Genomic DNA, 23,127 nt, shown 5'->3' with positions numbered 1-23,127 from the left:
ATGTGAATTGATTTGTTTTACGTTTAGATAGTTTTTAAGTATAAATCTTGTAATTGAGTTGCATTGATAGTATCGGTGTTTGAAGTATGAACTAATTGTCCTTCTTTCATAATACCAATTTTGGTTCCCACATTTACTGCATTAAAGATGTCATGAGTAGCCATAAAAATAGCTTTACCTTCATTGCTTAATTCTTTACAAATTTTGGTGAATTCGAGTGTGGCAATGGGATCTAGACCTGAGATAGGTTCATCCATAAAAATATAATCTGCATTTTTTGAAAGTGCTATGGCAATGCCAACTTTTTGTCGCATTCCTTTTGAGTAGGAAGACAATTTATTTTGATGTGCCACCTCTTGAAGTCCAGCTTTTGATAGAAAATTAGACAAGTCAGTATTCGTATATTTAAATCCCGCTAATCTGCTGAAGAAATTAAGGTTTTCTATTCCAGAAAGATTTCCATAAAGTTGCACGACCTCTGGGATATATGCAATCATTTTGGTGGTTTCGTTATTATTTGATTTTACGGTAACACCATTGACCAATGCTTCACCACTTGTAGGTTCAATAAGACCTAAAAACAGATTGATTGTTGTTGTTTTACCCGCACCATTTTGACCGAGTAAACAAAATATTTCACCTTTGTCAACAGATAAATTTAGTTGACTTAGCGCTTGGTGCTTACCGTATGTTTTGGTAAGATTTATTGCTTTAAGCATTTTTATAATGTAAAATAAGATTGACGACTAATGTGTTTAAATTCGGTTAGAACCGATAACTGACTGTTTTTGAAGAAATACCTTAAATACAAAGTAGTACACTATTTTGAACTACAAATACCTTTGTATACAATTTTTTCCCGATGACCTAACAATGATGCAAGCTCTGATGACAAATTGATATTAAATAAATGACTATAGTGAGTATAAATTCACATAGCACAATGCTTTTTAGGATAGTAAGAATATTCCTGAGAAAACAGGAGGGGGTTTATTGTAAATAGAAATAGGAGAGGCAATTTTCTCCTTTGGAGTATTATATTGAGTAAAGATCACAAATGAGCTTGGAATATTTATTTGGGTATCTTCGAAGCAATAAGTATCATTAGTAATCAAGTCAAATTGATGAGAATTGGATATAATATCACAAAGCTCACAAGAAATAGGTTCGTCATCATCTGATAGATGGCTTAATGCGTGCAAGTTGGCAACCCTTGGAACAAGGAAAGTTGCTGTGAACAGCAAAGTAATAATATTTGTAATTACCTGTCGGCGCATGACCGCAATTTCAGAAATATAAAAAAAAGATTTTTTGATTTAACAAAATTTTAAGTTGTTATTTAGACATATCGTTGAATTTTAGGAAATTCTAGTTAGTACAAAAAGTTAAATACATGGTAAGAAGTAAAACTTGTATTATTCAAAGGAGTTTCTTCTCTCTTTAATGATCCTCAAAAACTCATTTCTGAGTTCAGTTTCTATAAATTCACCTCCGAACTCCATTGTAGTAGTATAACTACTTTTGTCCTTAATTCCTCTGGAAGAAACACATAAATGTTTGGCATTCACTATAACAATAACGTCTTTGGTATCCAAAGTTTGCTGTAAATCCTCTAGAATCTGTAAACAAAGTCTTTCTTGTACCTGAGGACGATGTGAATAATAATCTACTAGTCTATTAATTTTTGACAGTCCGATCACTTTTTTCTTAGGGATGTACCCTACATGGGCATTACCAATTATGGGAAGAAAATGATGTTCACAGGATGAATCGATCGTTATGTTTTGTTCAACTACTATTTTTTGATATTTATATTTGTTTTCAAAAGTGGAAATTTTGGGACGATTTTTTGGGTTTAAACCATAAAAGAGTTCTTTTACATACATTTTAGCAACTCTATAGGGTGTTCCAGAAAGGCTGTCATCTGTTAAGTCAAGCCCCAACTCTTTCATGATCTCTGAAAAATGATGTTGAATACTTTTGATTTTGTCATGATCAGATTTTTCAAAAGCATCTGCCCGTAAAGGTGTTTCTGTCGAATTGGAAATATGAGCATCTCCAATTAATTCTATTTCATTTTGACTTTTTGTGCTCATTATAAATTAATTTGTACAGCATTTTTCACCTTCACAGCTGCAGTATTTTTTATTATAAAAATGTAACCCCACCAATGATAGAGATACTACATAAATGACTTCTTCCGGTAAAGGAAATATGGATAGCTTTTCATTTAGTATAATAATAAACAACAACAGCCAAGTTGACCAAAAAGCATATTTTATTTTTAGGTTTGTAGTGGTTTTGGTGGATTGACGAATTGCTATAAAGGAAAGTCCCAAAAAGATAATATCCAGTGATTTCCACCAAAAAGAATATCCTTCTTGAAATAGAGCAGATCCTGTATGCGCAAGGAATAAAAAAGGAGTAAATAAGCAATGTAATAAACATAAGCCACTGGCTAAGATTCCTAAAGTATCCGAGTTACTATGTATATGTAATATTTTCACAAAAAAATGAATTTGTTTAAGTGAGGCAAATATAACATTATTTTATAAATGCAACTTTGTTGCGTTAGTAATATTTATTTATTTTTGGCGAAATAATATTATGATACGAACCGATTCTCTTCAGTTTACCTATCAGGATACACAAAATAACACCTTTTGTTTTCCAGATATCGATTTGCCTCCTACAGAAGATATATTGATTTTGGGGCCTTCTGGTGTTGGTAAAACAACATTGTTACATCTTCTGGCAGGCCTTTTGCCTCCAAAAGAAGGAGATATTTTTATTGGCGATACATATTTAAATAAACTTACAAGAAAGCAATTAGATTATTTTAGAGGGCAAAAAATTGGATTGATTTTTCAACGAGCTTATTTTATTAGGTCTTTAACTTTATCAGAGAATTTGACTTTACGCCAACGATTTCCTAAGAACAAAAGTAATCGATATCGAAGAGAAGAATTAATTATGCAATTGGGGCTGTCTAATCTCGAAAACAAAAGAGTTTATCAGTTAAGTGAAGGACAACAACAACGACTTTCAATTGCTTTGGGAGTTATACACAAACCTAAAGTTATATTGGCTGATGAACCTACATCTAATCTGGATGATGCGAATTGTGAAAACGTCATTTCTCTACTTAAAAAAGAGGCCCAAACCTGTAAAAGTAGTTTAGTAATTATAACTCATGATCAAAGAGTTAAAACACATTTTGATAATCATATAATTTTATAACATTGTTACATCTGGCCTATAAAAATTTGATTTCTAAACCTTTGAATACAACTTTAAGTGTTCTGCTTTTAATACTAAGTATCTCGTTAGCTACTTTTGTCTTACAAGTAAGAAATCAACTTAACCAACATTTAGAAAATAATATTAAACCATTTGATATGGTTATAGGTGCTAAAGGAAGCCCGCTACAACTTGTTTTATCTTCTGTTTTACATATTGATACACCTACTGGTAATATACCATTAGAAGAAGCTTTAAAGATGAGTAAAAATCGCATGGTTAAAGAAATGATACCGGTGTCTTATGGGGATAATTATAGGGGTTATAGAATTTTAGGTACTTCAAAACAGTATTTGATTAGATATAATGCAGAACTTCGAGAAGGGAAACTGTATGAAAAACCATTAGAGGTAGTTATTGGAGATAATGTAGCAAAAAAAATCAATCTACAAATTGGTAATACTTTTACAAGTGCACATGGTTTGGCCGAAAACACATTAGAAACTCATACAAAGAAACCTTTTATTGTTACCGGAATATTAAAGCCAACAGGTACAGTCATTGATCACCTTATCGTTACAAATCTGGAAAGTATTTGGGAAGTACATGAACATACCGAAGATCACAATCATCCTGAAGAGGAGGATGAAGAACAAAGAGAAATAACCTCTTTGTTAGTGAAATTTAGAAATCCCATAGGAGCTTTACAAATGTCTAGATTTATTAATGAAAAAACAGCAATGCAGGCAGCGCTCCCCAAATTAGAAGTAGAGCGATTAATGAGGTTTTTAGGGATTGGCTTCAAGGTAGTTAATAACATCTCTATTGCTATCTTATTCGTAGCAGGGCTTAGTATATTTATTAATTTAATAAAAACGGTAAGTGAAAGAAAACAGGAGTTGGCTTTGTTACGAACCTATGGTGTCAATACTTTTCAGTTGATAAAATTAGTTTTCATAGAGGCATTTTTTTTATCCTTTGTAGGATTTGTTTTAGGATGGTTTTTAGGAAGAATAAGTATTTGGGTATTTTCAGTTTTTATAGAAGACACATATGGACATCTTTTGGTGTTTGACTTTCCTAATCAAGAAGAGTTACTATTGCTGGCTCTAGTGATTTTAACCACTTTTTTGGCCTCAATTTTGGCCTCATCATCCTTATATAAATTAAACGTTTCTAAAATTCTTGCTGATGCGTAAAATCCTTTTATTACTTTTTTTTATAAGTATTCCATTTCATCTCTTTGCTCAGCACAAATTATCTTGGAATAATTTAACAGATGTTAGTTTTCATGATGTTTATAACGTGCACTATGATGATTATTTTTTGAAACCTACATTTGGACCTATTATAAAATCTTATGAAGGTTCCAAAATTACTATCAAAGGTTATTTCTTGGATTTTTCTCATGAAGAAGAATTTTACATAATTTCTAGAAATCCTATGTCTTCTTGTTTTTTCTGTGGAGGTGCTGGCCCCGAAACCATTGTAGAAGTTATTTTTAAACAAAAACCAGCTTTTAAAACAGATCAAATAGTAGAGGTTACCGGAATCTTAGAACTTAATGCTGATGATGTGGATCACTGCAATTATATCTTGAAAGAAGCAATAGGTAAATTGATACATTAAATACCTACCTAAGTAAAACCTGCTATCTCAGCATTTGATAACAGGTTTTTTCTGTTAATTTTATATATTTATTCTTTTAATACAACAGTGCGAGTAACTTTATTGAAAGGGCCAGGGATTAATGCACCGGTTTCATCCAGTAATTCCAATTGAATTGTAATTTCCCCCATTGGAAGTCCTTTGATAACCTGTGGAGCCCATTCTGTAATCATAAATTCTTCGCCATTAATAGTGGCACGAACTTTATGACCGTTTTCTGAAAGCGTTGTATTAAGTACAAAAAAGTCTAATAAAATTTGCTCTGTGTCTTTTCCAACATATTCTCCTTTTGGCCTACTGTAAATAAGTGTAGGTGCTTTCATGTCTAATCCAAAAGTATCTTTGGGATCATCTCCTACTATGAGTTTACGCACAATAACCGAATTATCATTTTTTACCGATTCATGAAATGAACGGCTTAAAAAAGCAACCAAGTGATGTACCCCTTCAGGAACTTCTTTCTTGAAACTTGATTCATAATGAGCAGAATAGGGCTGGTTATCCAAAATAAAATGTATATGTTGTCCTTTTCCTGAATTTGCCAGCTTTTGAGCATTTGGACCTTTAGTCTGAGCCCCTAATTCGTAGTTTTCTACTTTAAAAGAAAATTCCATTTCTCCTGATTTAACTACTTCTATATTCTCTGGGGTATCCAAAACAAGTGATGCATTAACATAGGTGGGAGAGTCTTCTAATTTTTCTAGTGTAATTTTAGGTCTAACAGTTTCTACTTCTTTTTTTGTGTTGTTATTTAAGCTATCTTCTTCGTTTGGAGCTTTTTTTTCCTGTTTGCACGCTGTAATTGTAAAAAACATTAAGAGTGTTGTAATAACCAGATGATGTGTGTGTTTGTTCATTTTGTTTTAGTTTTTTAAATAATGTTAAATTCTTCTATGGGTTGTTTTTATATAGTTCATCGAAGTTCCAGATGGATTTGGTACCTTTATTACTAATAGTAAGGTTGCCTAATTGCGTGATGCCGTCGTTCATGTTGTTTAGTCGACAAACTATTTTAGTAATTCTGCTATATTCGATATTGTTCGAATATCCAATATTAATTTTTACATCACCACCAGCAATAGTGAGTACGTTATCGTTTTGTTCTAAAAATTTACACCCCAAATATCTTAACTCTTGAACGATACGGCGATAATCATTTGGAATACAGCTGAGATAAATTTCTTTAATTCCATTAAAAAGTTTTTGATCTGCATAGGTAGATTTAAGAAAGGCTTCGCGTGAATATGACGTATATTGCTTTCCATAAAGACTTTCTAAAAAAGCTGGATTATAAAAACCATACCAAGTATGCAAGGCGGTTCCTGGGCTTGGTGTGTAGAAAGCTTTGAACCAAGTATGTTTGTGTTCGCCCAAAGGCATTTCTACAGTTTCGGCAGCATAAAGAAATGAATCTTTTGTTACTTTAAATTTAGGCTCTACACCCAGATGAAAATGTTCATCATCATTTTTTAGAGAGAAACCAATACCACTTTTTCCTATTGGTTCATTGTATTTATTTTTTGGACCTAAGATTTCAATGTAATGTTGGTGTCCACGCAAATAGCAAGTAGAGGAGTAATTGGTTACCGGAGCAAAATCAGGAAGTCCTAAATCCATGGTTGCATATGTATCTTTCCATTCATTATCCTTTGTTAATTTAGCATAGGTAATACTATCTACAACAACATATAAATGATCTAATAGCACTTTAGACACATCTTTACGAAAAACAGCATCAATCTTTTTTCTATCAATAACAGAAGGTTCTTTAGGTTGCTGTATTGGTTTCTGACAAGAAATGAGCAGTACATAACATAAAACAAATAAAGTGATACGATTTAACATATTAAAATTGTTTTAAAAAAGTGATTTTACTTATAAATTGTGTATTTCGTTGTATGGGGTCAAAGACATCAGTTTGAGTATCATTAAATACGAGATAGATAAATGATAAAGGCATATATTCCCAGCTAAAACGTATATTCCATCTACCTTGTTCATCAAAACTATTGTATTGGTAAAAGGTAGATAGTTGGACTCTGGGATTTAATGCAAGTCTGAGGCTTGCGGTATATAAATCTGTGTCTAAATCCCCCTGTAAAATCCCTACTCCATTAATATTGTTGTGCTCATAATCTGCAGACAAAGAGATATGTGGCGACGGCGCGTAACGCAATCCAGCGAGGACAGTAGTACGTGTGCCGTTATAGAAATTTCCGAAATCATATCGAATAGACCCTGATAACTTTTTAGATTGATCAGTATTGTATCGAACTAAAAATCGAGTATAATGGTATTCTCCTTCTTCGATTTCAAGGCCTAAGGGAGCAAAATTGAAATTGATATTTTGCCAGGTAGGAGTAAAAGAAGCTTCAACAAAACTATTATCCTTAAACCATGTATAAATAGGGAATATGTAAATGCTTGCTTGTTGAAAGTTACCAAAATCTTCAAAATCGTGATAATAATTGAAAAAGGCTCCAGGATCCCATCTTCTCACAAAAGGTAACCCTTTAGGACGTAAAATTGCATATCCTCCCGGACTATGGTACATTACGTCTTTCTGAAAGACAAACCCCATACTGGGAGTATATGTGTCGCTTACAAAGGTGTTAACATATCCAAGATAGTATTTATTGGTCCTAGATCCGGCAAATATTCTTCCGGCATAACCCGTGTCTCCGGTTTCACTATCCAATGAGGTCGACAGCAAATAGGAAAGTGTAATCTCGCTTTTAGGACGAATAAACCCATCAACAGAAATGGTTGTGTTATTTTGCGAAGAAACACCTAAATCTTCAGAAGAATCATCTAATCGGTATGTGACCATAGCTCCCACATTATTTTCTTTACCATAATTTTGGGTGTATCTCGCTACTCCAAATGTACTAGCGGGACTATTGTCAGTATCCCGTTGACGAACTGCAAGAGCTGCGATGGTTCGGTTCTCATTTCTGTCTGTATACCGTGCTCCGGCATCTAGAGGAGCAGGAGCAGCATTAAACGTGTTTTCCAGCCCAATGGTTCTACTAAAGAAAGGACGTAACTCAGAATTACCTCCTCCGGCCCAGATACCTGAATTTTCTAGAAAGAATTGCCGCCTTTCGGGGAAGAATATGTTGAAACGCTCCAAATTATTTACGGCTCTATCAACATCTGCCTGTGCAAAATCAGTATTAATGGTAAGATCTAATACAGCATTTGGATTGATCGCCCATTTTACATCGCCTCCAATTTTGGGTTCATTCAATTTATTTGTAATTGTATTACCAGTTTTACTTTCGTCATATTGGTACAAAGCATAAGGTTCAATGCGAATATTAGCTGAAGGAGGAGGAACTTCTAATCCTGTAAGTTTGGCTGCATAAACCATCCTGTTTTGCGAGAAGGATTGAGGAATAGCAGGAAATACTGTCTTTTCAAAATCTTTCCGAGCTAGTCTATAAAAAGTAATTCCCCATTCAATAGGAACGCCCTCAACTGATTTATCATAGCGTATAGATTTGAATGGGATGGCAAACTCAGCATAGTATCCTTCATCTGTTCGTTGTGTTCGTACACTCCAAAGGGCATTCCAATCCCGATCGGTATTATTATCATTAAAACTCTGAAGGTCTAACTGATTTCCGTAAGGAGTGGTTTGAAATGATGCGGCATATTGTTTAGTATTTTGAGCATCAATTTGGATACCAAATACATCATTTTCTCCACTATTAAAGTCACGTCGCAAATCCTGCATTCGTATATTTTTCTTTCCAAGAGAATCTTTAGCAAACACTCCAAAGTAAAGGTATTTGTTGTCATAAAGTACGCGAACTGTTGTAGGGTTTTTGATTACTCCTCCTTGTGCTGGTTCTACTCTAAAAAAATCTGTGACTGCTTCAGTATTTTGCCATTCCGTTTCATTTAATTTACCATCAATAATTATTTTTCCCGAAGTTCTGGAGGCTTTAATTTCTACAGGTATTTCGGGAGGAGGAAAATTATCTGTTCCTCGTTGTTGGGCAATGAGTACTGATTGCAACATGAGTACGAGAGTCATTAAATAATACCGCATATCAAGATGTAGTTAACATACTTTTTTCTTTTGCTTTTTTGGAAGTAATAAATCCAATGCCGAAAAGTAATGTTGTTATAATTAAAAGAAGAACTGGAACCATAGCTTGTTTTGTTTTTGTTTTTGGTTGAAAAGTAAATTGAGGAAGCTTAGGATAATCTGCTGGTGTAAAATTTTGATTATTGTACAGAAAAGGAATTAAAAAACTCCTCCAGGTTTCAGAAAAAGTAACTACTTGTTTTCGAAAATGTTCATAATCCCCAGTAGAGGTTCCTGCCATTTTGTTTAATGATTCTTGAATTGTAATTGCTGGTGATACCCATTTTAATCTTTCTACCCATGCCTGTTGTTTTTTTAGTTGGTTTTCATAAGCCGTAAGTACTGGTTTTAGTTCTTCTTTGACCAGCCGTTGAGAAGCCATATAACGATGATAAAACCCACGGGTTTGTGTTGTGTCATTTATTGCATATTCGGGATGATCTCTTAGGAAATTATCCAGAATTTTATCTTGTTTTTTAGCAACCTCGGCTTTTAATCCCCTCATTTCATTTATCATTAAGGTACGCGAAGGCATCGGATATAAGGTAGTACTTAATTGATTTAGCATAGACGGGACCAGTAAAACAAAGAGTACCCATAATCCCAACAATGAAATGGCGTTCTTGGCAGAGCTTCCTACCCAAAGGTTAACCAGAAAGGCCAGGGCAAACCAGAAAAGCATATACGTTAATATAAGCCCGATTAACATAGAGAATGATTGAAACATTGAAAACCATTCTATATTGAAAATTAAAAATGTAACTAATAGAGACAATATCACAAGTACAGATAACCAAAAAAAGCGTAGTGACAGCTTTTGTAATACCCAATTTTGAATTCGAATAGGTTGAGATGCAAGTAATCGTATTGAACCACTTTCTTTTTCTGAAGAAAGCACATTGTATGAAAAGGCAATAATGAGTAAGGGTAATAAGTATACGATGACAAAGGCTAAATCAAAACTACCAAACAACAATTGAACTGGGCTGGTCATCTCAGTAAAGTTTAATGCAAAATCATCCCCAGTAACTTTTGGTTTTACATAATGTGTAAAAAGATCTGCCTGTCCTGTTGCTATAAATGCCATAGATTGGGGCTCCATAGCAACAACACGAGGGTGGTAATTACCAACTACCATGGGACTAGTAGGGATAGTCCATCTTGAAGCACTTACTTGCATTCCTTTTTCTACAGAATCCAATAATTTAAGCATCATTTCATCATTTTCTTTCACTTCATCTTTGGCAGCAACAATATCTGTTTTTCGTTTTGTTACTTTTCCTTTTCCGTTATAAATCGAAAATCCAAACAATAGCAATAAAATAATGCTTAATAATTGTATCCATTTACTTCGTAAAAGTAGTTTTAGTTCGTATCTAAAATTGTATGAGAACATTGTTTAAATTTTTTTGATGAGTAATAGTAAGAGAAAAGAACCTATAAGCCAGCACCCTAAAACACCTAGATTGGTGATGTTTCCAGAGAGTACTGTGCCTAATTTAGGTGGTGAATATTCAAAAGCAGGTAACCGTTTCCAAAAATTAGCATCAGCTCGATATCCCCAGTTACCGTAAGTTGAATTCTTGGCAAAGTCATCATTCAGAAATTTTTGGGTCGCTATACGATAGTTTTCTGCAGCATCGGCAAAATTCCAATGAGTAGCATAATCTGTATGAGCAATAGCCATACTCATAAATCGGGTAGATAAATAAGGAGAAAATGCAGCTAATCCTTTATAAACATTAGATTGTTTTGCAAACTGATCTTTAAGATGATTATAATGTTTAAAATATATTTCAGCTTCATGTTCCTCACCTTTTTGCATTCGATACGCATCAAAATTAAAAGGGAGTTGATGCAGGCTATCAACTCCATGTTCTGCTAATACGGCTTCTTTTAATAGTTTGGCTTCTTTACTCCAGGGATTATGACCATCTAGACCTTGCTTTTTATCTTTAAGAACGTTAGCAACAAATTCTTGTCGGGTAGGATATGGGTATGTATCTTCTGCAATATTACTGGCGACTTTAGGAATAGCCAAACATGATAAAATCCATAGGGATAGAGATATTACTAGAGAAATTCCAGATTTTTTTGTTTTGGCTGAAATGAATAATACGAGGTTAATAAAAATAATGTAATACGAAGAATAAATCAGGTACATCCATAGCAAAGAATTCCAATCAAAAACACCAAAATCCTTTAGATTCGATAGGATTAAACCTGCTACTATAAATAGTGCAGTAATCAAAATCAAAATGGGAAGAAAAAGTGCTGTCCATTTACCTAAAATCCATTTCCAAGAAGAAATTCCCTGGCTTTTCAATAAGGTAAGTGTTCCCATTTCGTTTTCTTTTGTAAAGCTGTTGTACCCCAAAAGAATAATAAGCAGTGGTATCATAAATAACAACATAAAATCTGGAGTTAAATCTCCAAATCTTGCTAAGCCTGTTTGGTCGGCTGCTGCGCTGAACTGTGCTTCGTTGCGTTTGTGTGCTTCTAAAAAAATAGAAGTACCAGCATATTTGTCTACTCCCTGATCCACCAGAGATAAGGGGTATTTGGGCTTAAAAGCATAGGTGCCATAATGTGCAGCAGAATGAGGGTTTTTTTTACCCTGATTATCCCAAATAGTACGTTCTGCTGTTTTGGCTGCTTCATATTGTTCATTTGTGTTTTGATATTGTCGTGCACTAATCCATATGGATACACCCATTAATAATACCACGATAATCATTGCTATACGTACACGTCCATCACGAAAAAGCTCTTTACTTTCTTTAATAAATGTTTTTCTGATCATAGCACTACTTCTTTATAGTTCATGGTACTCAAATAGGTTTGTTCTAAATCAAGTAAAGAAATATCATTCGCAATGAATTCGTCTTTTAATTGACCATCTTTCATAATGCCAATATGTGTGGCTACTTCTTTTGCTCTAAATAGGTCATGTGTTGCCATTAATGTTGCTACTCCTTTTTGTGAAAGCTTTCGAAGGAGCTGTCCAAATTCGTTACTGGCTTTTGGATCAAGACCAGAAGTGGGTTCGTCTAATAATAAAACCTTAGCATCTTTAGCAAGAGCAATGGCAATACCTACCTTTTGTCGCATTCCTTTTGAAAAAGCTGATACTCGTTTTTCAAAGGCATCTTCTTGTAACCCTGCTTCTATCAAAAAGGAGATTAAGTTTTCTTTAGAAAGCTTTTTACCCGCAATTCCCGAAAAGTAATCTAAGTTTTCTATTGCGGAGAGACTTGGATACAACATTAGATTTTCTGGGATGTATGCAAGGAATTTTTTAGTTTCTTTGGGATTTTCAAACACATTAAGGTCATTAATCAAAGCATCCCCAGAAGTAGGTTCAATAAACCCCAATAGAAGATTGATAGTTGTAGTTTTACCAGCACCATTGGCTCCAAGTAAACAATAAATTTCTCCTTTGCCTACCTGAAGGTTTAACTGATCAAGAGCTGTTTGATCGTTGTATTTTTTTGTAAGGTTATTTGTGGTAATCATTTTGACTGAATTTATATTTGTATAAAGAAGAAAAGCACTAGTTATAGAATGCTAATCTGTTAAATTATTGATCATTAAGAAGTCTTGCAAAATATGATCCGGTGAAATAGGAAGTATTTTTATAACTCAAAAACTACTAGGAAGAATGCTAATTAAATATAGACCTATCACTCTGACTTAAATCAGAATCTAATGATTTGAATACGTTTCAAACTTAAAAATTAGAATAAAATGAAGTGTACAATTATTAATTGATGTCCCTAATAAAGTATAACAATACTATGATTTTACTATAGGAGGAGGTTTATTGTAAATACTTTCAGGTAGTGTAACACTATAGTGCGATGTTTCGTAAACAAAAGTAGTTTTATGTTCTGGAAAGTATATTGTAAATTTTTGTTCTACTTCAACAAATGTATTACCTGTAAAAGGCGTAAGTTTATGAGATGTGGTAATAATTTCACATAACTCACAATGTAACTGATCTTCGTCGTCAGAAAAATGAGAATACGTATGGAAATCAACAATTCTAAGAAACAGAAAGGCTGAAACAAAAAAGAGAGAAATTATATTTTTTAGAACATTAATCCTCATTTGATAAATATAGGAATTAGTTCCAAACTTTAATCTTAAGATATTTATAAGAATGTTTTTTTTGTAAAACTTTAAGTAAAATGATTTATTTGTTTAACATAAATTCAGGGTTTGTCAAACAAGAACAAGGTGTTAATCTGTACTATTTAGTTAGCAAAAAGTTAATTAAAGTTAATATATGTTAAATATTTAAAACATGTAAAGTGCCATTTTCCTACAAATCTGACCTGAAAGATTTTTCTTATTAAATACTTTTCTAAGCATTGATTTTTCTAAAGCAACATTGTTGCAATAGCTTATTTTTTAACTCAAAATTCCCTCTTAATTTTTGTCAATCAGCAGTTTAGCCTACGGTTTTACCACAGTGTATTTTTTTTTTGAATTTATACTTTTGGGAACTAACACAAATTTAACTCAAATGAAAAATTTTAGCAAACTTGCTTTGAGTGCTTTACTCACTGCATTAGTAATTACTTCATGTCAGGACGAAAATGTTTCTGATGGTGTGGTAGAATCAGTCGTAGAACCAACAAGTACTGAAGGAAAAATTATTCCAGGCCAATACATTGTTGTTTTCAAAAATTCAAAAATTCAACCAGCTTCAAAAGTCCTTGAAAAGACATCATTTTCTAGTAGGGAGACAAAAGCCAAATCGGTTAGGGATGTTTCTGAAGTTTCTATCAAGAAGATGAATTCTATTTTATTGGATAATGATTTAGATCAATCTAAAGTTCTGGACTATTACACCACAAAGATTTCTGGGATGACCATTAAATTGGGGGATGATGAATTTCAAAAATTATCAAAAGATCCTAATGTAGCTGGTATTGAGTATGATAGAGTAGTAGAGCTGCCAAAATTCAAAATTGAAGAAATTATTCCAGGTGATGCATCACAAAAAATGGCCCAACAAACGCCATGTGGTATCTCACGAGCAGGAGGGGCAGCTAACAGTGCTGGTAAAGACCAATGGATTTGGGTAATCGATAGTGGTATTGATTTGGACCATCCAGATCTTAATGTGGTTACTAACTCTACATATGCAAGATCTTTTGTAGGAGGTTCGCCTAATGATTGTAATGGACATGGAACTCATGTTGCCGGAACAGCTGCTGCTATTAACAACAGTGTTGGAGTTGTAGGTGTTTCTGCAGGTGCAAGCGTTGTACCAGTAAGAGTTTTTGGATGTAGTGGTGGTAGTAGTACGTCTACCATATTATCAGGAATAAATCATGTAGGACAGTATGATTTACCAGGAGATGTGGCTAACCTAAGTCTTGGAGGATTCTTTGGTTCTGGTTGTTCAAGTAATTCATCATATAGAAATGCACTATTAGCGCTAGGAAATGCAGGTACTTTGGTCGCTATCGCTGCCGGTAATAGTAGTGCTAATGCGGCTAGTTATCAGCCTGCTTGTGTTAATGGAAGTAATATATACACTGTAGCTTCAATGACATGTAATCGTGGGTTTTCATCTTTTTCTAACTATAATATGAATCCAATTGATGTTATTGCAACGGGTAGTAGTGTAACAAGTACATATTTGAATGGAGGATATGCGACATTAAGTGGTACTTCTATGGCCTCTCCTCATGTAGCAGGAATTATGCATGCCAGAGGAAGTGGACCTAGAACATCGGGTTCTGTAAGTAATAGAGGGGAAAATTATCCCATAGCAGTAAGATAAAAGACATATCATTTTACTTACGTTGGGAACGTGTAGTTACGAAACCACTTGTTGGAGAACAGGTGGTTTCTCCTATTTTTTACATTTATTGCAAATACCGATGACTAAAAATTGAGTTTCCTGTATAGTAAACCCTTCTAGATTTGGAATGTGTAGGGTGTTTGGTTGACAAGTCACTTCTTTACATTCCTGACATTCAAAATGAATATGATTATGAATTTTATGAGAAACACCGCAATTATCGCAAAGCGCATAATACGCCTTGCCATTTTTACCCGTAATAAAGTGAACTTCACCTTTTTCTGCAAATCGATCTAAAATCCTGTAAATAGTAGTTTTATTTACTTTGATAGGCATAGCATGAATAATATCCTCGGCAGACATAGTGTGTTCTGTTTTGGATAAAATATTCCTTACGAGATTTTGCTTTTCGGTATTTCTTGTTTTTTTGGATTCCATAAGATAGTTATTCAAACCCCTATACTTTTATCGAAAATAGTAATTTTTTAAGCATTAGAGGTACTTTTCAGAAAAATTGAAAGGATTGGCATTTTTTTAGAAATCCTTAAATGTTTGTCCTCAATAATTATATTAGATCAGAGTATTTGTATAAATTACTCAACATCCATGAATATTAAAGAGAATATTTTATCAAAAAAACAGTTTTAATAGATAAATTTGAATAATAAACACATTAACCACAAAATCATGAAAACACTTTGTAAGTTAACAGTAATTGCAGTAGCATTTTTCTTTGTTTCTTGTAAACAAAATCCAGCTGAAGCCCCAGAACATAAAGCCATGATAGAAAACCATAAAGAAATGGAAACTTCTCATGAAACTATGGCCAAAGAGCACAATGCCATGAAAGATGATCATCAACAAATGGTAGATGGTCATAAAACCATAGAAAATGATTCTCTTCACATGATAACTGAAAAGAATCACACAGCTTTATTAGCTAAACATGGTGAACTTATTGAAGCTCATAAATCATTGATAGAAAAACATGCCGAATTAGAAACAAAACATGCCTCTGGAGAGATTACATTAGAACAAATGACTTCAGAACATGAATCAATGAAAGCTGAGCATGAAAATATGGAGAAGGAACATCAACAAATATCTACCGAACATAAACGTATTACCGAGGAAGACCAAAAAATGATGAAAGAAGATCAGGAGAAAGAAGCAGAAGCCACATCAGACCAAAAATAGATTAGTAATAGATTAATTATTGTAAGGTCATGTTGAGCATCAATGTTCAATTTGGCCTTTTTTTGGAAATATGCCTGAACAAAAAAAGCTTCTCGGTTAAGAGAAGCTTTTGTTTTACTGTGCGGGCGGAGAGACTCGAACTCTCACACCTCGCGGCACTAGATCCTAAGTCTAGCGTGTCTACCAATTCCACCACGCCCGCATTAAAAACCTTTACAATACTTAGGACTCTTTGTAAAAGCGAGTGCAAATATAAACAATACTTTTAAAATAAAAAGACCCATTTAAAAAAATATAACTTTTATATCAATTCTTATATGAAATGACTGTTTTATAAATGGAGTTGTTTTGATTTTAGGCAAGGAAGAAAATCTATGGATAGCCTTAGCTATCGATACTATTTTGTGACGAAGTATAGAATCAAAAGAAACTATTTTACAAGGTTATTTCATATAAGAATTGGTATTAGTACTTTAGAGCCAAAATTAACTCAGATTCATGCAAAACATACACACCTATGTTCAAGAACATAAAGATCGATTTATAAACGAACTTCTTGAGCTCCTTAAAATTCCATCAGTTAGTGCTGACACAGCATATAAAGATGATGTAATCAGAACCGCAAAAGAGATAGAAAAAAGCCTTAGAGCAGCAGGTTGCGATATCGTTGAAATATGCGAAACTCCTGGTTATCCTATTGTATATGGCGAAAAAATTGTAGATAAGAACCTTCCAACAGTATTGGTATATGGTCATTATGATGTGCAACCTCCAGACCCAATAGATTTATGGGACAGTCCGCCATTTGAACCTGTAATAAAAAAAACAGAAATTCATCCCGAAGGGGCTATTTTTGCTAGAGGATCCTGCGATGATAAAGGTCAGATGTATATGCATGTTAAGGCATTAGAAATTATGACAAAAACGGGTCAATTGCCTTGCAATGTTAAATTTATGATAGAAGGGGAAGAAGAAGTAGGGAGTAAGAGTTTAAGTTGGTTTGTAGAACGTAATCAGGAAAAACTTGCCAATGATGTAATCTTGATTAGTGATACGGGAATGATTGCCAAAGATGTACCTTCAATCACAACAGGGCTAAGGGGATTAAGTTATGTTGAAGTTGAGGTTACTGGACCTAATAGAGATTTACATAGTGGTTTGTATGGTGGAGCGGTAGCTAATCCAATCAATATCCTAACAAAAATGATTGCATCTTTGCATGATGAGAATAATCATATTACTGTTCCAGGTTTTTATGATAAAGTAGAGGATCTTTCTGCAGAAGAACGTGCTGAGATGGCAAAAGCACCTTTTTCGCTTGATAACTATAAAAAATCATTAGATATTAATGCTGTTTATGGAGAAGAAGGATATACAACGAATGAACGTAATTCTATTCGTCCTACACTAGATGTTAACGGAATTTGGGGTGGATATACCGGCGAAGGAGCAAAGACGGTGATTGCAAGCAAAGCCTATGCTAAAATATCGATGCGGTTAGTGCCCAATCAAGATTGGGAAGAAATAACAGAATTGTTTAGCAAACATTTTGAAAACATAGCTCCAGAAGCAGTAACGGTAAAAGTGACCCCGCATCATGGAGGACAAGGATATGTAACACCGATAGATAATGTTGGATATAAAGCGGCAAGCAAGGCATATCAGGATACCTTTGGTAAAACTCCGATCCCGCAACGTAGTGGAGGAAGTATTCCGATTGTCTCATTATTTGAAAAAGAATTAAAAAGTAAAACAATTTTGATGGGATTTGGACTCGATAGTGATGCTATACATTCTCCCAATGAACATTTTGGAGTTTGGAATTACCTAAAAGGTATCGAAACTATTCCTCTTTTTTATAAGTACTTTACAGAATTGAGTAAATGATTCAGATATAAAAGTAGATATACAAACCACTCATAATGAGTGGTTTTTTTGTTTTTAGGAATAAATAATTTGGAAATATAAAATTTTATTCTACATTTGTAGAGTTAATTCTAACAACGTAGAACAAATGCAATTATCAAAAACAGAAGAACAAGTGATGCAATATCTCTGGAAACTAGAGAAAGCCTTTATGAAAGATGTATTAGATGCTTTTCCAGAACCAAAACCTGCAACGACAACTGTGGCTACGTTACTCAAAAGAATGACAGATAAAGGATTTATAGATTATAGATTATACGGGAAGTCCAGAGAATATTATCCTTTGGTAAAAAAGACAGATTATTTCTCTAAGCATGTGAATGGATTAATTAAGAATTTTTTTAATAATTCTGCTTCACAATTTGCATCTTTTTTTACTTCAGAAACTAACTTGTCTACTACAGAATTAGAAGAACTTAAAAAGATAGTGGATCAACAAATCGAAAAACAAAAGCAATGATCATATATATCATAAAATCATCTCTTTGTTTAGTGCTGTTATGGGGTTTTTATACCTTGTTTCTAGAACGAGAAAACATGCATCATCTTAAAAGATTTTACCTTCTCTTTAGTTTGATTTTTGCATATACAATCCCTTTGATCACAATAACATATGAAACTGATATTGTCATCAATCCAGAAGAATTTCAGCCAAACGTTACTTATACCCCTGTAATGAATGATCCACAGGTAGAAGAATCTTCTATTAACTATCTGCCTATAGTGTTATGGAGTATATATGGAACGGGCTTCCTGATTTTTGCAATTAGGTTCATTAAAAATATGTATAGTTTGATAAAAAAGGTAAAGCAAAATGAAAACCTCAAAGAAACTTCACATGTAAATGTATTATTAAACAATACCATTGTTCCGCATACATTTTTGAAATATATTTTTGTTTCTAAAAAGGAATTTCGGGAAAAAGCTATCCCTCAAGAAGTATTGTTACATGAAAAAACACATGTACGACAAAAACATACATTAGATATTTTATGTATAGAGATTTTTCAAATGGTTTTTTGGTTCAATCCTATATGGTTTTGGATTAAAAAATCTGTACGATTAAATCACGAATTTCTTGCAGATCAAAAAGTATTGAAACAACAATGTTCAATACATCGATATATGGATTTACTTGTTAGCTATCCAAATAGTACTAATCACACTATGTTGACAAGTCCCATTAATTATTCATTAACCAAAAAACGAATTGTTATGATGTCACAAAAATTTTCGAAAACAAGAGCAACAGCTAGAATGCTGTTGCTTTTACCAATCCTTTTTGGATGTGTACTTTTATTTAATAATAAAATAGTAGCACAACAAAAAACGAGTACTACTACTATTGCTCCAACTCATCCAGATAAAAATATCAAAATCAAATTAAGTGGAGAAAAGATAAATGTAAATGGTATTAATACCGATATTTCTGGTTTTGCAAAAGTAATTGATGATGTTACTAAGCAATGGAAAGATAATGAACTTACAGAATTTCATTTTGATGTTAAAATGGAAAACACCACAGATACCTTTCTGAAGAAATTAAATACAGCATATAGAAAAACCAGATTATATAAAGCAAATCCTGATGGGCATGATCTTGTTCCACCAAGTCCTCCTTCACCAGAAGATATAGGAGTTGGAGCAGTTTCTCTACCACCTGCTCCACCATCAGCTGTAAAACCTCCAGCGCCAGCCAAAGCACCAAAAGTATCACAAGGTGTGAAAAACCTAAAACCAGTCGAAGTTCCTTTATCTAATGCTGATATAGAAGCCGATTATAGTGTAATTGAAAATGAAGCAGAAATAGTAGAAGAAGAATTAGAAAAAGCGAGATATGAAGCCGAAATAGCAAGAGAGGAGTCCGAAATAATAGCAGAACAAGAGATTGAAAACGCAATGAAACATGCAGAAGAAGCAAGAGAAGAAGCAGAGATCTCAAGAGCAATTGCTATGGATGAAGCGCATAGAGTTAGAAGAGAAGTTATGGAACAAGCGCATGAAGCTAGAGCGATTGCCAGAGAAGAAGCGCGAGTGAAAAGGGAACGATCGCATGAGTTAAGAGAACAAGCATTAAGAAGATCAGAAAGATCGAGATTAAAAGCTGAAGAACGAGCTTTGCACAGATCAAAACTAGCAAGGGAAGAAGTTAAAATGGTAATGAAGCAAGCAGAGAAAGCTAGAGAAATGGCAAGATATAATGCAGAAAAGGCAAGGAAAGAAGCAGAAAAAGCCCGTAAGCAAGTTAGAAAAGAAGCTAATGCAGCTAGGGAAAAAGCGCGTAAGGCTGTAGAGAAAGCTAGAAAGGAGAGAGAAAAAATCGACAAAAGAAAAAATTAATGTAATATTCATTTCTCAAACAATTTTAATAGCCAAAACTCCCGCCTGGGAGTTTTTTTGTGCAACATTTGGCTATAAATCAGCGTTATACCTATTATCAATCAAAAACCCTTAGATCATGTTAAAACGTTTTTTTATTTTATGTTCTGGAGCCGATGCAGATATATTGGCCGATAGTTCTGGAGGAGAGCAGAACAAATATGCTGGTATAGGAGCAACAGTATTCTTTACTGCAATCATGGCTTTTATTGCTGCTAGTTATGCCTTATATACTGTATTCGATAACTATTTTTCAGCGGTTTTCTTCGGATTGATTTGGGGGCTCTTGATTTTTAATTTAGATCGTTTTATCGTATCGACTATAAAGAAAAAAGAAAACTTTATAGATGAATTGTTACAAGCAACACCAAGAATTATTTTGGCTATAATTATTGCAATAGTTATTTCGAAACCCTTGGAATTAAAGATTTTTGAGAAAGAAATCGACCGTGTATTACTTGAGCAAAAGAATGATTTTACACTTGCAAATAAAGAACAAATAGCAACGCAGTATACACCCGCTATTGCAGCAATTGAAACTGAAATCGGTTCACTAAAGCAAGAGGTGACAACAAAAGAGACAGAGGTTAATACCCTTTATGAAACGTATATCGCAGAAGCAGAAGGTAGAAAAGGGACAGAAATTATAGGAAAAGGTCCTGTTTATAAAGAAAAACGAGAAAAACACGACGCGGCTCTAGCTGAATTAGCAGCATTAAAAAAAACTAATACAGAGAAAATAGCTGGCTTAGAAATTCAAAAATCACAACTAGCAACAGAATATGAGAGTCAGGTAGTCACTTCACAACCTGTAATTGATAATTTTGATGGTTTGATGGCAAGAGTTACTGCTTTGAATGAGTTACCATGGCTCCCTTCGTTTTTTATCTTTTTACTTTTTCTGGCTATAGAAACCTCTCCTATTTTTGCAAAGTTACTTTCGCCAAAAGGAGAATATGATTTTAAATTGGAAGATCTAGAAAGTGAAGTAAAAACATGGGTAGCCCAAAAAGAAGATCAAAGAAAAGTATCCTTGGAAACAGATCATGTAATTAATGATCGAGTTTATGGTGATCTCACCGAAGAAGAAGAGTTATATGAATATAAAAAGAAAATTGCGAGAGAGATGATGAAAAAACAGCAAGATGCTTTTTATAAACGTCAAACAGGGATTTTGTAGCTAAAACCTACGATCAGGATGATAGGCATCAATATTTAACGATGTCTTTTTGTTCGATATAATTTCCGAAACCAATTTTCCAGTTGATGTTCCCATGGTCCATCCCATCATGGCATGTCCTGTAGCTATAGTTAGATTTTTACAGAGATGGGATTTGCCAATATATGGTATTCCATCTGGAGAAACGGGTCTTAACCCACAAGCTGCATCATCTTTTTCTTGTTGTGAAATTTCGATATCTGGATAATAATTACGGGTTGCCCGGGCGATAGCTTCCACTCTCACTTTGTTAATATTATGATTAATACCCGCAATTTCCATAGTTCCTGCAAATCTTGTAAAGCCTTGCATTGGAGTAACAGCTATTTTTGCTTCAGTTAAGATTGCAGGCATAGAAATACCCAAATCTCTTTCCGAATTAATACGATATCCTTTACCGGCTTCTAATAATAGTTTAAGACCTAGTTTTTTACTCAAGATATTTGACCATGATCCAGCAGCCAGAACAAATTCATCTGCTTTGTAGGAAGTGCTTGTAGTTTGTACGGCGATTATTTTCTCATGTTCTAAAGTAATATCCTGTACCTTTTCATTTTTATGAATAACAACACCTGCTGCAGTAAGATGAGTTTTCATCTCTTCCATGAATACTTGCGGAGTTGTATGCCAATCACATTCATACAATACGGCTCCTTTTGCATGTAATCTTACATTAGGCTCGATGTCTTGTAATTCTTTTAAAGAGAGATCGCGAACTGCTAATCCTTCTTTTCTGGCAATTTCTGCAACATGAGCTTCTTCTTCCAACATTTTTTCTGTCTGAGAGATCATGAGAAGTCCATTTTGAGCTAGTTGAAATGTAAACTTTTCTTCTTCCTTTATTTCTGCATAAAGATCTCGTCCTAATATAGCTATATCTTTGATTGCCGAAATACCCCGATTTACATTTTCTAATGAGCACGATTTATTAAAAGCCCAGGTCCAACGTAAAAAATCTGCATTAAGACGGGGTTTTATATATAGAGGACTAGAAGAATTAAACATCCATTTCAATCCTTTTTTCATTACGCCAGGAGCTGCAAGGGGAATGATATGACTTGGTGAAAGATATCCTGCATTTACATATGATGCTCCAAAATCCATAGAGGATTGATCCAGTATAGTTACTTGATGCCCTTCTTTATTTAGATAGTATGCTGTGCATAATCCGATAATTCCACCGCCAATGATAATACAATTTTTCAATGTTTTAATGTTTTAATGAAACAATGAATACGTGTTAAATGGTAATTTTTAATCAAATGTTATATTTTTTCTAGCTTTGGAAACTACTTTTAAAATTTCTTTAGCTTCACTTATTAATGGATTAATTATTTTTTCTGATCCTAGTCCAGCATCTTTTAAAACTTCCAACCAAAATAAGGTTTCATCAGCTTCTTCAACTGTTATAGAAATTTTAGAATAAAATTCTTTTTTAGATCTAGAAACACAAGATGCTCTATAATTTGCAGCTGTAGATGTGGCACTTTTAATAATCTGATAACCAATTATTTTAGTGGTTTCGGTTTTTTTTGGTGTATTGTACATTAGAATAATATCAACAGACAGTTTTTTTAGTTCGTT

At 33.7% G+C, this 23,127-nt stretch carries 23 protein-coding genes and 1 tRNA gene; 9 read left to right on the top strand and 15 right to left on the bottom strand.

Going from position 1 to position 23,127, the window contains the following annotated elements:
• Window positions 1–23 precede the first annotated feature (23 nt).
• The 4 genes from DK442_RS02535 to DK442_RS02525 all read right to left on the bottom strand — a co-directional run bounded on the left by DK442_RS02535 (window position 24) and on the right by DK442_RS02525 (window position 2,507).
• Window positions 24–719, bottom strand: coding sequence for an ABC transporter ATP-binding protein (locus tag DK442_RS02535; protein ID WP_109434260.1), 696 nt, complete (start codon window positions 717–719; stop codon window positions 24–26).
• Window positions 720–950: 231 nt separating this feature from the next.
• Entirely contained in the window at window positions 951–1,277 is a 327-nt protein-coding gene (locus DK442_RS28050; RefSeq protein WP_143916807.1) for a hypothetical protein, read from the bottom strand.
• A gap of 138 nt (window positions 1,278–1,415) precedes the next feature.
• The gene (folE, locus tag DK442_RS02530; protein WP_109434259.1) at window positions 1,416–2,096 is read right to left on the bottom strand and encodes a GTP cyclohydrolase I FolE; all 681 of its coding nucleotides are present in this window, start codon (window positions 2,094–2,096) and stop codon (window positions 1,416–1,418) included.
• 6 nt (window positions 2,097–2,102) lie between these two features.
• The gene (locus tag DK442_RS02525; RefSeq protein WP_235010890.1) at window positions 2,103–2,507 is read right to left on the bottom strand and encodes a MerC domain-containing protein; all 405 of its coding nucleotides are present in this window, start codon (window positions 2,505–2,507) and stop codon (window positions 2,103–2,105) included.
• A gap of 100 nt (window positions 2,508–2,607) precedes the next feature.
• Between DK442_RS02525 and DK442_RS02520 the strand changes: the two genes are divergently transcribed.
• From DK442_RS02520 to DK442_RS02510, 3 genes are read left to right on the top strand one after another with little or no spacing between them, the layout of a single operon-like run.
• Window positions 2,608–3,240, top strand: a complete 633-nt coding sequence (locus DK442_RS02520) for an ABC transporter ATP-binding protein (protein WP_109434258.1) — start codon at window positions 2,608–2,610, stop codon at window positions 3,238–3,240.
• Between the two features lie 41 nt (window positions 3,241–3,281).
• Window positions 3,282–4,439 carry an ABC transporter permease gene (locus tag DK442_RS02515; RefSeq protein ID WP_160114020.1) on the top strand — a complete coding sequence of 386 codons (1,158 nt, stop codon included), beginning with the start codon at window positions 3,282–3,284 and terminating at the stop codon, window positions 4,437–4,439.
• Entirely contained in the window at window positions 4,432–4,869 is a 438-nt protein-coding gene (locus DK442_RS02510; protein ID WP_109434256.1) for a hypothetical protein, read from the top strand. The genes DK442_RS02515 and DK442_RS02510 overlap by 8 nt, the downstream gene beginning before the upstream one ends.
• Before the next feature lie 68 nt (window positions 4,870–4,937).
• On the opposite strand, the gene DK442_RS02505 is transcribed toward DK442_RS02510, so the two are convergent.
• From DK442_RS02505 to DK442_RS02475, 7 genes are all read right to left on the bottom strand, one after another.
• Window positions 4,938–5,765: a hypothetical protein gene (locus DK442_RS02505; RefSeq protein ID WP_109434255.1), complete on the bottom strand. Its 828-nt coding sequence runs from the start codon at window positions 5,763–5,765 to the stop codon at window positions 4,938–4,940.
• 34 nt (window positions 5,766–5,799) lie between these two features.
• Complete coding sequence (locus tag DK442_RS02500) at window positions 5,800–6,753, bottom strand: DUF5829 family protein (protein ID WP_109434254.1); 954 nt, start codon at window positions 6,751–6,753, stop codon at window positions 5,800–5,802.
• A gap of 1 nt (window position 6,754) precedes the next feature.
• Window positions 6,755–8,965, bottom strand: a complete 2,211-nt coding sequence (locus tag DK442_RS02495; protein ID WP_109434253.1) for a DUF5916 domain-containing protein — start codon at window positions 8,963–8,965, stop codon at window positions 6,755–6,757.
• A 1-nt stretch (window position 8,966) separates the two neighbouring features.
• Window positions 8,967–10,400, bottom strand: a complete 1,434-nt coding sequence (locus DK442_RS02490; RefSeq protein ID WP_109434252.1) for a DUF3526 domain-containing protein — start codon at window positions 10,398–10,400, stop codon at window positions 8,967–8,969.
• Window positions 10,401–10,403: 3 nt separating this feature from the next.
• Complete coding sequence (locus tag DK442_RS02485) at window positions 10,404–11,807, bottom strand: DUF3526 domain-containing protein (protein ID WP_109434251.1); 1,404 nt, start codon at window positions 11,805–11,807, stop codon at window positions 10,404–10,406.
• Window positions 11,804–12,520, bottom strand: coding sequence for an ABC transporter ATP-binding protein (locus DK442_RS02480; RefSeq protein ID WP_109434250.1), 717 nt, complete (start codon window positions 12,518–12,520; stop codon window positions 11,804–11,806). Before DK442_RS02480 ends, DK442_RS02485 begins: the two co-directional genes overlap by 4 nt.
• 279 nt (window positions 12,521–12,799) lie before the next feature.
• Window positions 12,800–13,114, bottom strand: a complete 315-nt coding sequence (locus DK442_RS02475; RefSeq protein ID WP_109434249.1) for a hypothetical protein — start codon at window positions 13,112–13,114, stop codon at window positions 12,800–12,802.
• Window positions 13,115–13,532: 418 nt separating this feature from the next.
• Here DK442_RS02475 and DK442_RS02470 point away from each other — a divergent pair, with 418 nt between their 5' ends.
• The gene (locus DK442_RS02470) at window positions 13,533–14,801 is read left to right on the top strand and encodes a S8 family serine peptidase (RefSeq protein WP_109434248.1); all 1,269 of its coding nucleotides are present in this window, start codon (window positions 13,533–13,535) and stop codon (window positions 14,799–14,801) included.
• A gap of 72 nt (window positions 14,802–14,873) precedes the next feature.
• Here DK442_RS02470 and DK442_RS02465 read toward each other — a convergent pair whose 3' ends face one another.
• The gene (locus DK442_RS02465; protein WP_109434247.1) at window positions 14,874–15,260 is read right to left on the bottom strand and encodes a Fur family transcriptional regulator; all 387 of its coding nucleotides are present in this window, start codon (window positions 15,258–15,260) and stop codon (window positions 14,874–14,876) included.
• Between the two features lie 249 nt (window positions 15,261–15,509).
• Here DK442_RS02465 and DK442_RS02460 point away from each other — a divergent pair, with 249 nt between their 5' ends.
• Window positions 15,510–16,019: a hypothetical protein gene (locus tag DK442_RS02460; RefSeq protein WP_109434246.1), complete on the top strand. Its 510-nt coding sequence runs from the start codon at window positions 15,510–15,512 to the stop codon at window positions 16,017–16,019.
• 120 nt (window positions 16,020–16,139) lie between these two features.
• On the opposite strand, the gene DK442_RS02455 is transcribed toward DK442_RS02460, so the two are convergent.
• Window positions 16,140–16,221, bottom strand: a tRNA-Leu gene (locus DK442_RS02455).
• A 296-nt stretch (window positions 16,222–16,517) separates the two neighbouring features.
• On the opposite strand from DK442_RS02455, the gene DK442_RS02450 reads away from it, so the two are divergent.
• The 4 genes from DK442_RS02450 to DK442_RS02435 all read left to right on the top strand — a co-directional run bounded on the left by DK442_RS02450 (window position 16,518) and on the right by DK442_RS02435 (window position 21,504).
• The gene (locus DK442_RS02450) at window positions 16,518–17,906 is read left to right on the top strand and encodes a dipeptidase (RefSeq protein WP_109434245.1); all 1,389 of its coding nucleotides are present in this window, start codon (window positions 16,518–16,520) and stop codon (window positions 17,904–17,906) included.
• 127 nt (window positions 17,907–18,033) lie between these two features.
• Window positions 18,034–18,405, top strand: coding sequence for a BlaI/MecI/CopY family transcriptional regulator (locus DK442_RS02445; RefSeq protein WP_109434244.1), 372 nt, complete (start codon window positions 18,034–18,036; stop codon window positions 18,403–18,405).
• Window positions 18,402–20,285 (top strand): M56 family metallopeptidase, encoded by a 1,884-nt coding sequence (locus tag DK442_RS02440; protein WP_109434243.1) that lies wholly within the window; start codon window positions 18,402–18,404, stop codon window positions 20,283–20,285. The genes DK442_RS02445 and DK442_RS02440 overlap by 4 nt, the downstream gene beginning before the upstream one ends.
• Window positions 20,286–20,403: 118 nt before the next feature.
• Window positions 20,404–21,504 (top strand): DUF4407 domain-containing protein, encoded by a 1,101-nt coding sequence (locus DK442_RS02435; protein ID WP_109434242.1) that lies wholly within the window; start codon window positions 20,404–20,406, stop codon window positions 21,502–21,504.
• Here DK442_RS02435 and DK442_RS02430 read toward each other — a convergent pair whose 3' ends face one another.
• A complete protein-coding gene (locus tag DK442_RS02430) occupies window positions 21,505–22,749 on the bottom strand; it encodes an FAD-binding oxidoreductase (protein WP_109434241.1) in 1,245 nt (414 codons plus the stop codon). It abuts the gene before it with no gap.
• A 48-nt stretch (window positions 22,750–22,797) separates the two neighbouring features.
• The gene (locus tag DK442_RS02425) at window positions 22,798–23,112 is read right to left on the bottom strand and encodes a four helix bundle protein (protein ID WP_255412204.1); all 315 of its coding nucleotides are present in this window, start codon (window positions 23,110–23,112) and stop codon (window positions 22,798–22,800) included.
• Window positions 23,113–23,127 lie beyond the last annotated feature (15 nt).

It is taken from the genome of Aquimarina sp. AU119 (assembly GCF_900312735.1).
Taxonomy (GTDB): domain Bacteria; phylum Bacteroidota; class Bacteroidia; order Flavobacteriales; family Flavobacteriaceae; genus Aquimarina; species Aquimarina algiphila.
The sequence above is the reverse complement of the archived record's forward strand: the minus strand, read 5'-3'. Positions and strand labels throughout refer to the sequence as shown.

Excerpts from the sequence above, each read along its gene's own strand:
- DK442_RS02480 (WP_109434250.1), bottom strand. The coding sequence starts at position 12,520 with ATGATTACCACAAATAACCTTACAAAAAAATACAACGATCAAACAGCT.
- DK442_RS02505 (WP_109434255.1), bottom strand. The coding sequence starts at position 5,765 with ATGAACAAACACACACATCATCTGGTTATTACAACACTCTTAATGTTT.
- DK442_RS02470 (WP_109434248.1), top strand. The coding sequence starts at position 13,533 with ATGAAAAATTTTAGCAAACTTGCTTTGAGTGCTTTACTCACTGCATTA.
- folE (WP_109434259.1), bottom strand. The coding sequence starts at position 2,096 with ATGAGCACAAAAAGTCAAAATGAAATAGAATTAATTGGAGATGCTCAT.
- DK442_RS02465 (WP_109434247.1), bottom strand. The coding sequence starts at position 15,260 with ATGGAATCCAAAAAAACAAGAAATACCGAAAAGCAAAATCTCGTAAGG.
- DK442_RS02445 (WP_109434244.1), top strand. The coding sequence starts at position 18,034 with ATGCAATTATCAAAAACAGAAGAACAAGTGATGCAATATCTCTGGAAA.
- DK442_RS02490 (WP_109434252.1), bottom strand. The coding sequence starts at position 10,400 with ATGTTCTCATACAATTTTAGATACGAACTAAAACTACTTTTACGAAGT.
- DK442_RS02435 (WP_109434242.1), top strand. The coding sequence starts at position 20,404 with ATGTTAAAACGTTTTTTTATTTTATGTTCTGGAGCCGATGCAGATATA.
- DK442_RS02495 (WP_109434253.1), bottom strand. The coding sequence starts at position 8,965 with ATGCGGTATTATTTAATGACTCTCGTACTCATGTTGCAATCAGTACTC.
- DK442_RS02450 (WP_109434245.1), top strand. The coding sequence starts at position 16,518 with ATGCAAAACATACACACCTATGTTCAAGAACATAAAGATCGATTTATA.
- DK442_RS02460 (WP_109434246.1), top strand. The coding sequence starts at position 15,510 with ATGAAAACACTTTGTAAGTTAACAGTAATTGCAGTAGCATTTTTCTTT.
- DK442_RS28050 (WP_143916807.1), bottom strand. The coding sequence starts at position 1,277 with ATGCGCCGACAGGTAATTACAAATATTATTACTTTGCTGTTCACAGCA.
- DK442_RS02485 (WP_109434251.1), bottom strand. The coding sequence starts at position 11,807 with ATGATCAGAAAAACATTTATTAAAGAAAGTAAAGAGCTTTTTCGTGAT.
- DK442_RS02535 (WP_109434260.1), bottom strand. The coding sequence starts at position 719 with ATGCTTAAAGCAATAAATCTTACCAAAACATACGGTAAGCACCAAGCG.
- DK442_RS02520 (WP_109434258.1), top strand. The coding sequence starts at position 2,608 with ATGATACGAACCGATTCTCTTCAGTTTACCTATCAGGATACACAAAAT.
- DK442_RS02510 (WP_109434256.1), top strand. The coding sequence starts at position 4,432 with ATGCGTAAAATCCTTTTATTACTTTTTTTTATAAGTATTCCATTTCAT.
- DK442_RS02500 (WP_109434254.1), bottom strand. The coding sequence starts at position 6,753 with ATGTTAAATCGTATCACTTTATTTGTTTTATGTTATGTACTGCTCATT.
- DK442_RS02440 (WP_109434243.1), top strand. The coding sequence starts at position 18,402 with ATGATCATATATATCATAAAATCATCTCTTTGTTTAGTGCTGTTATGG.
- DK442_RS02475 (WP_109434249.1), bottom strand. The coding sequence starts at position 13,114 with ATGAGGATTAATGTTCTAAAAAATATAATTTCTCTCTTTTTTGTTTCA.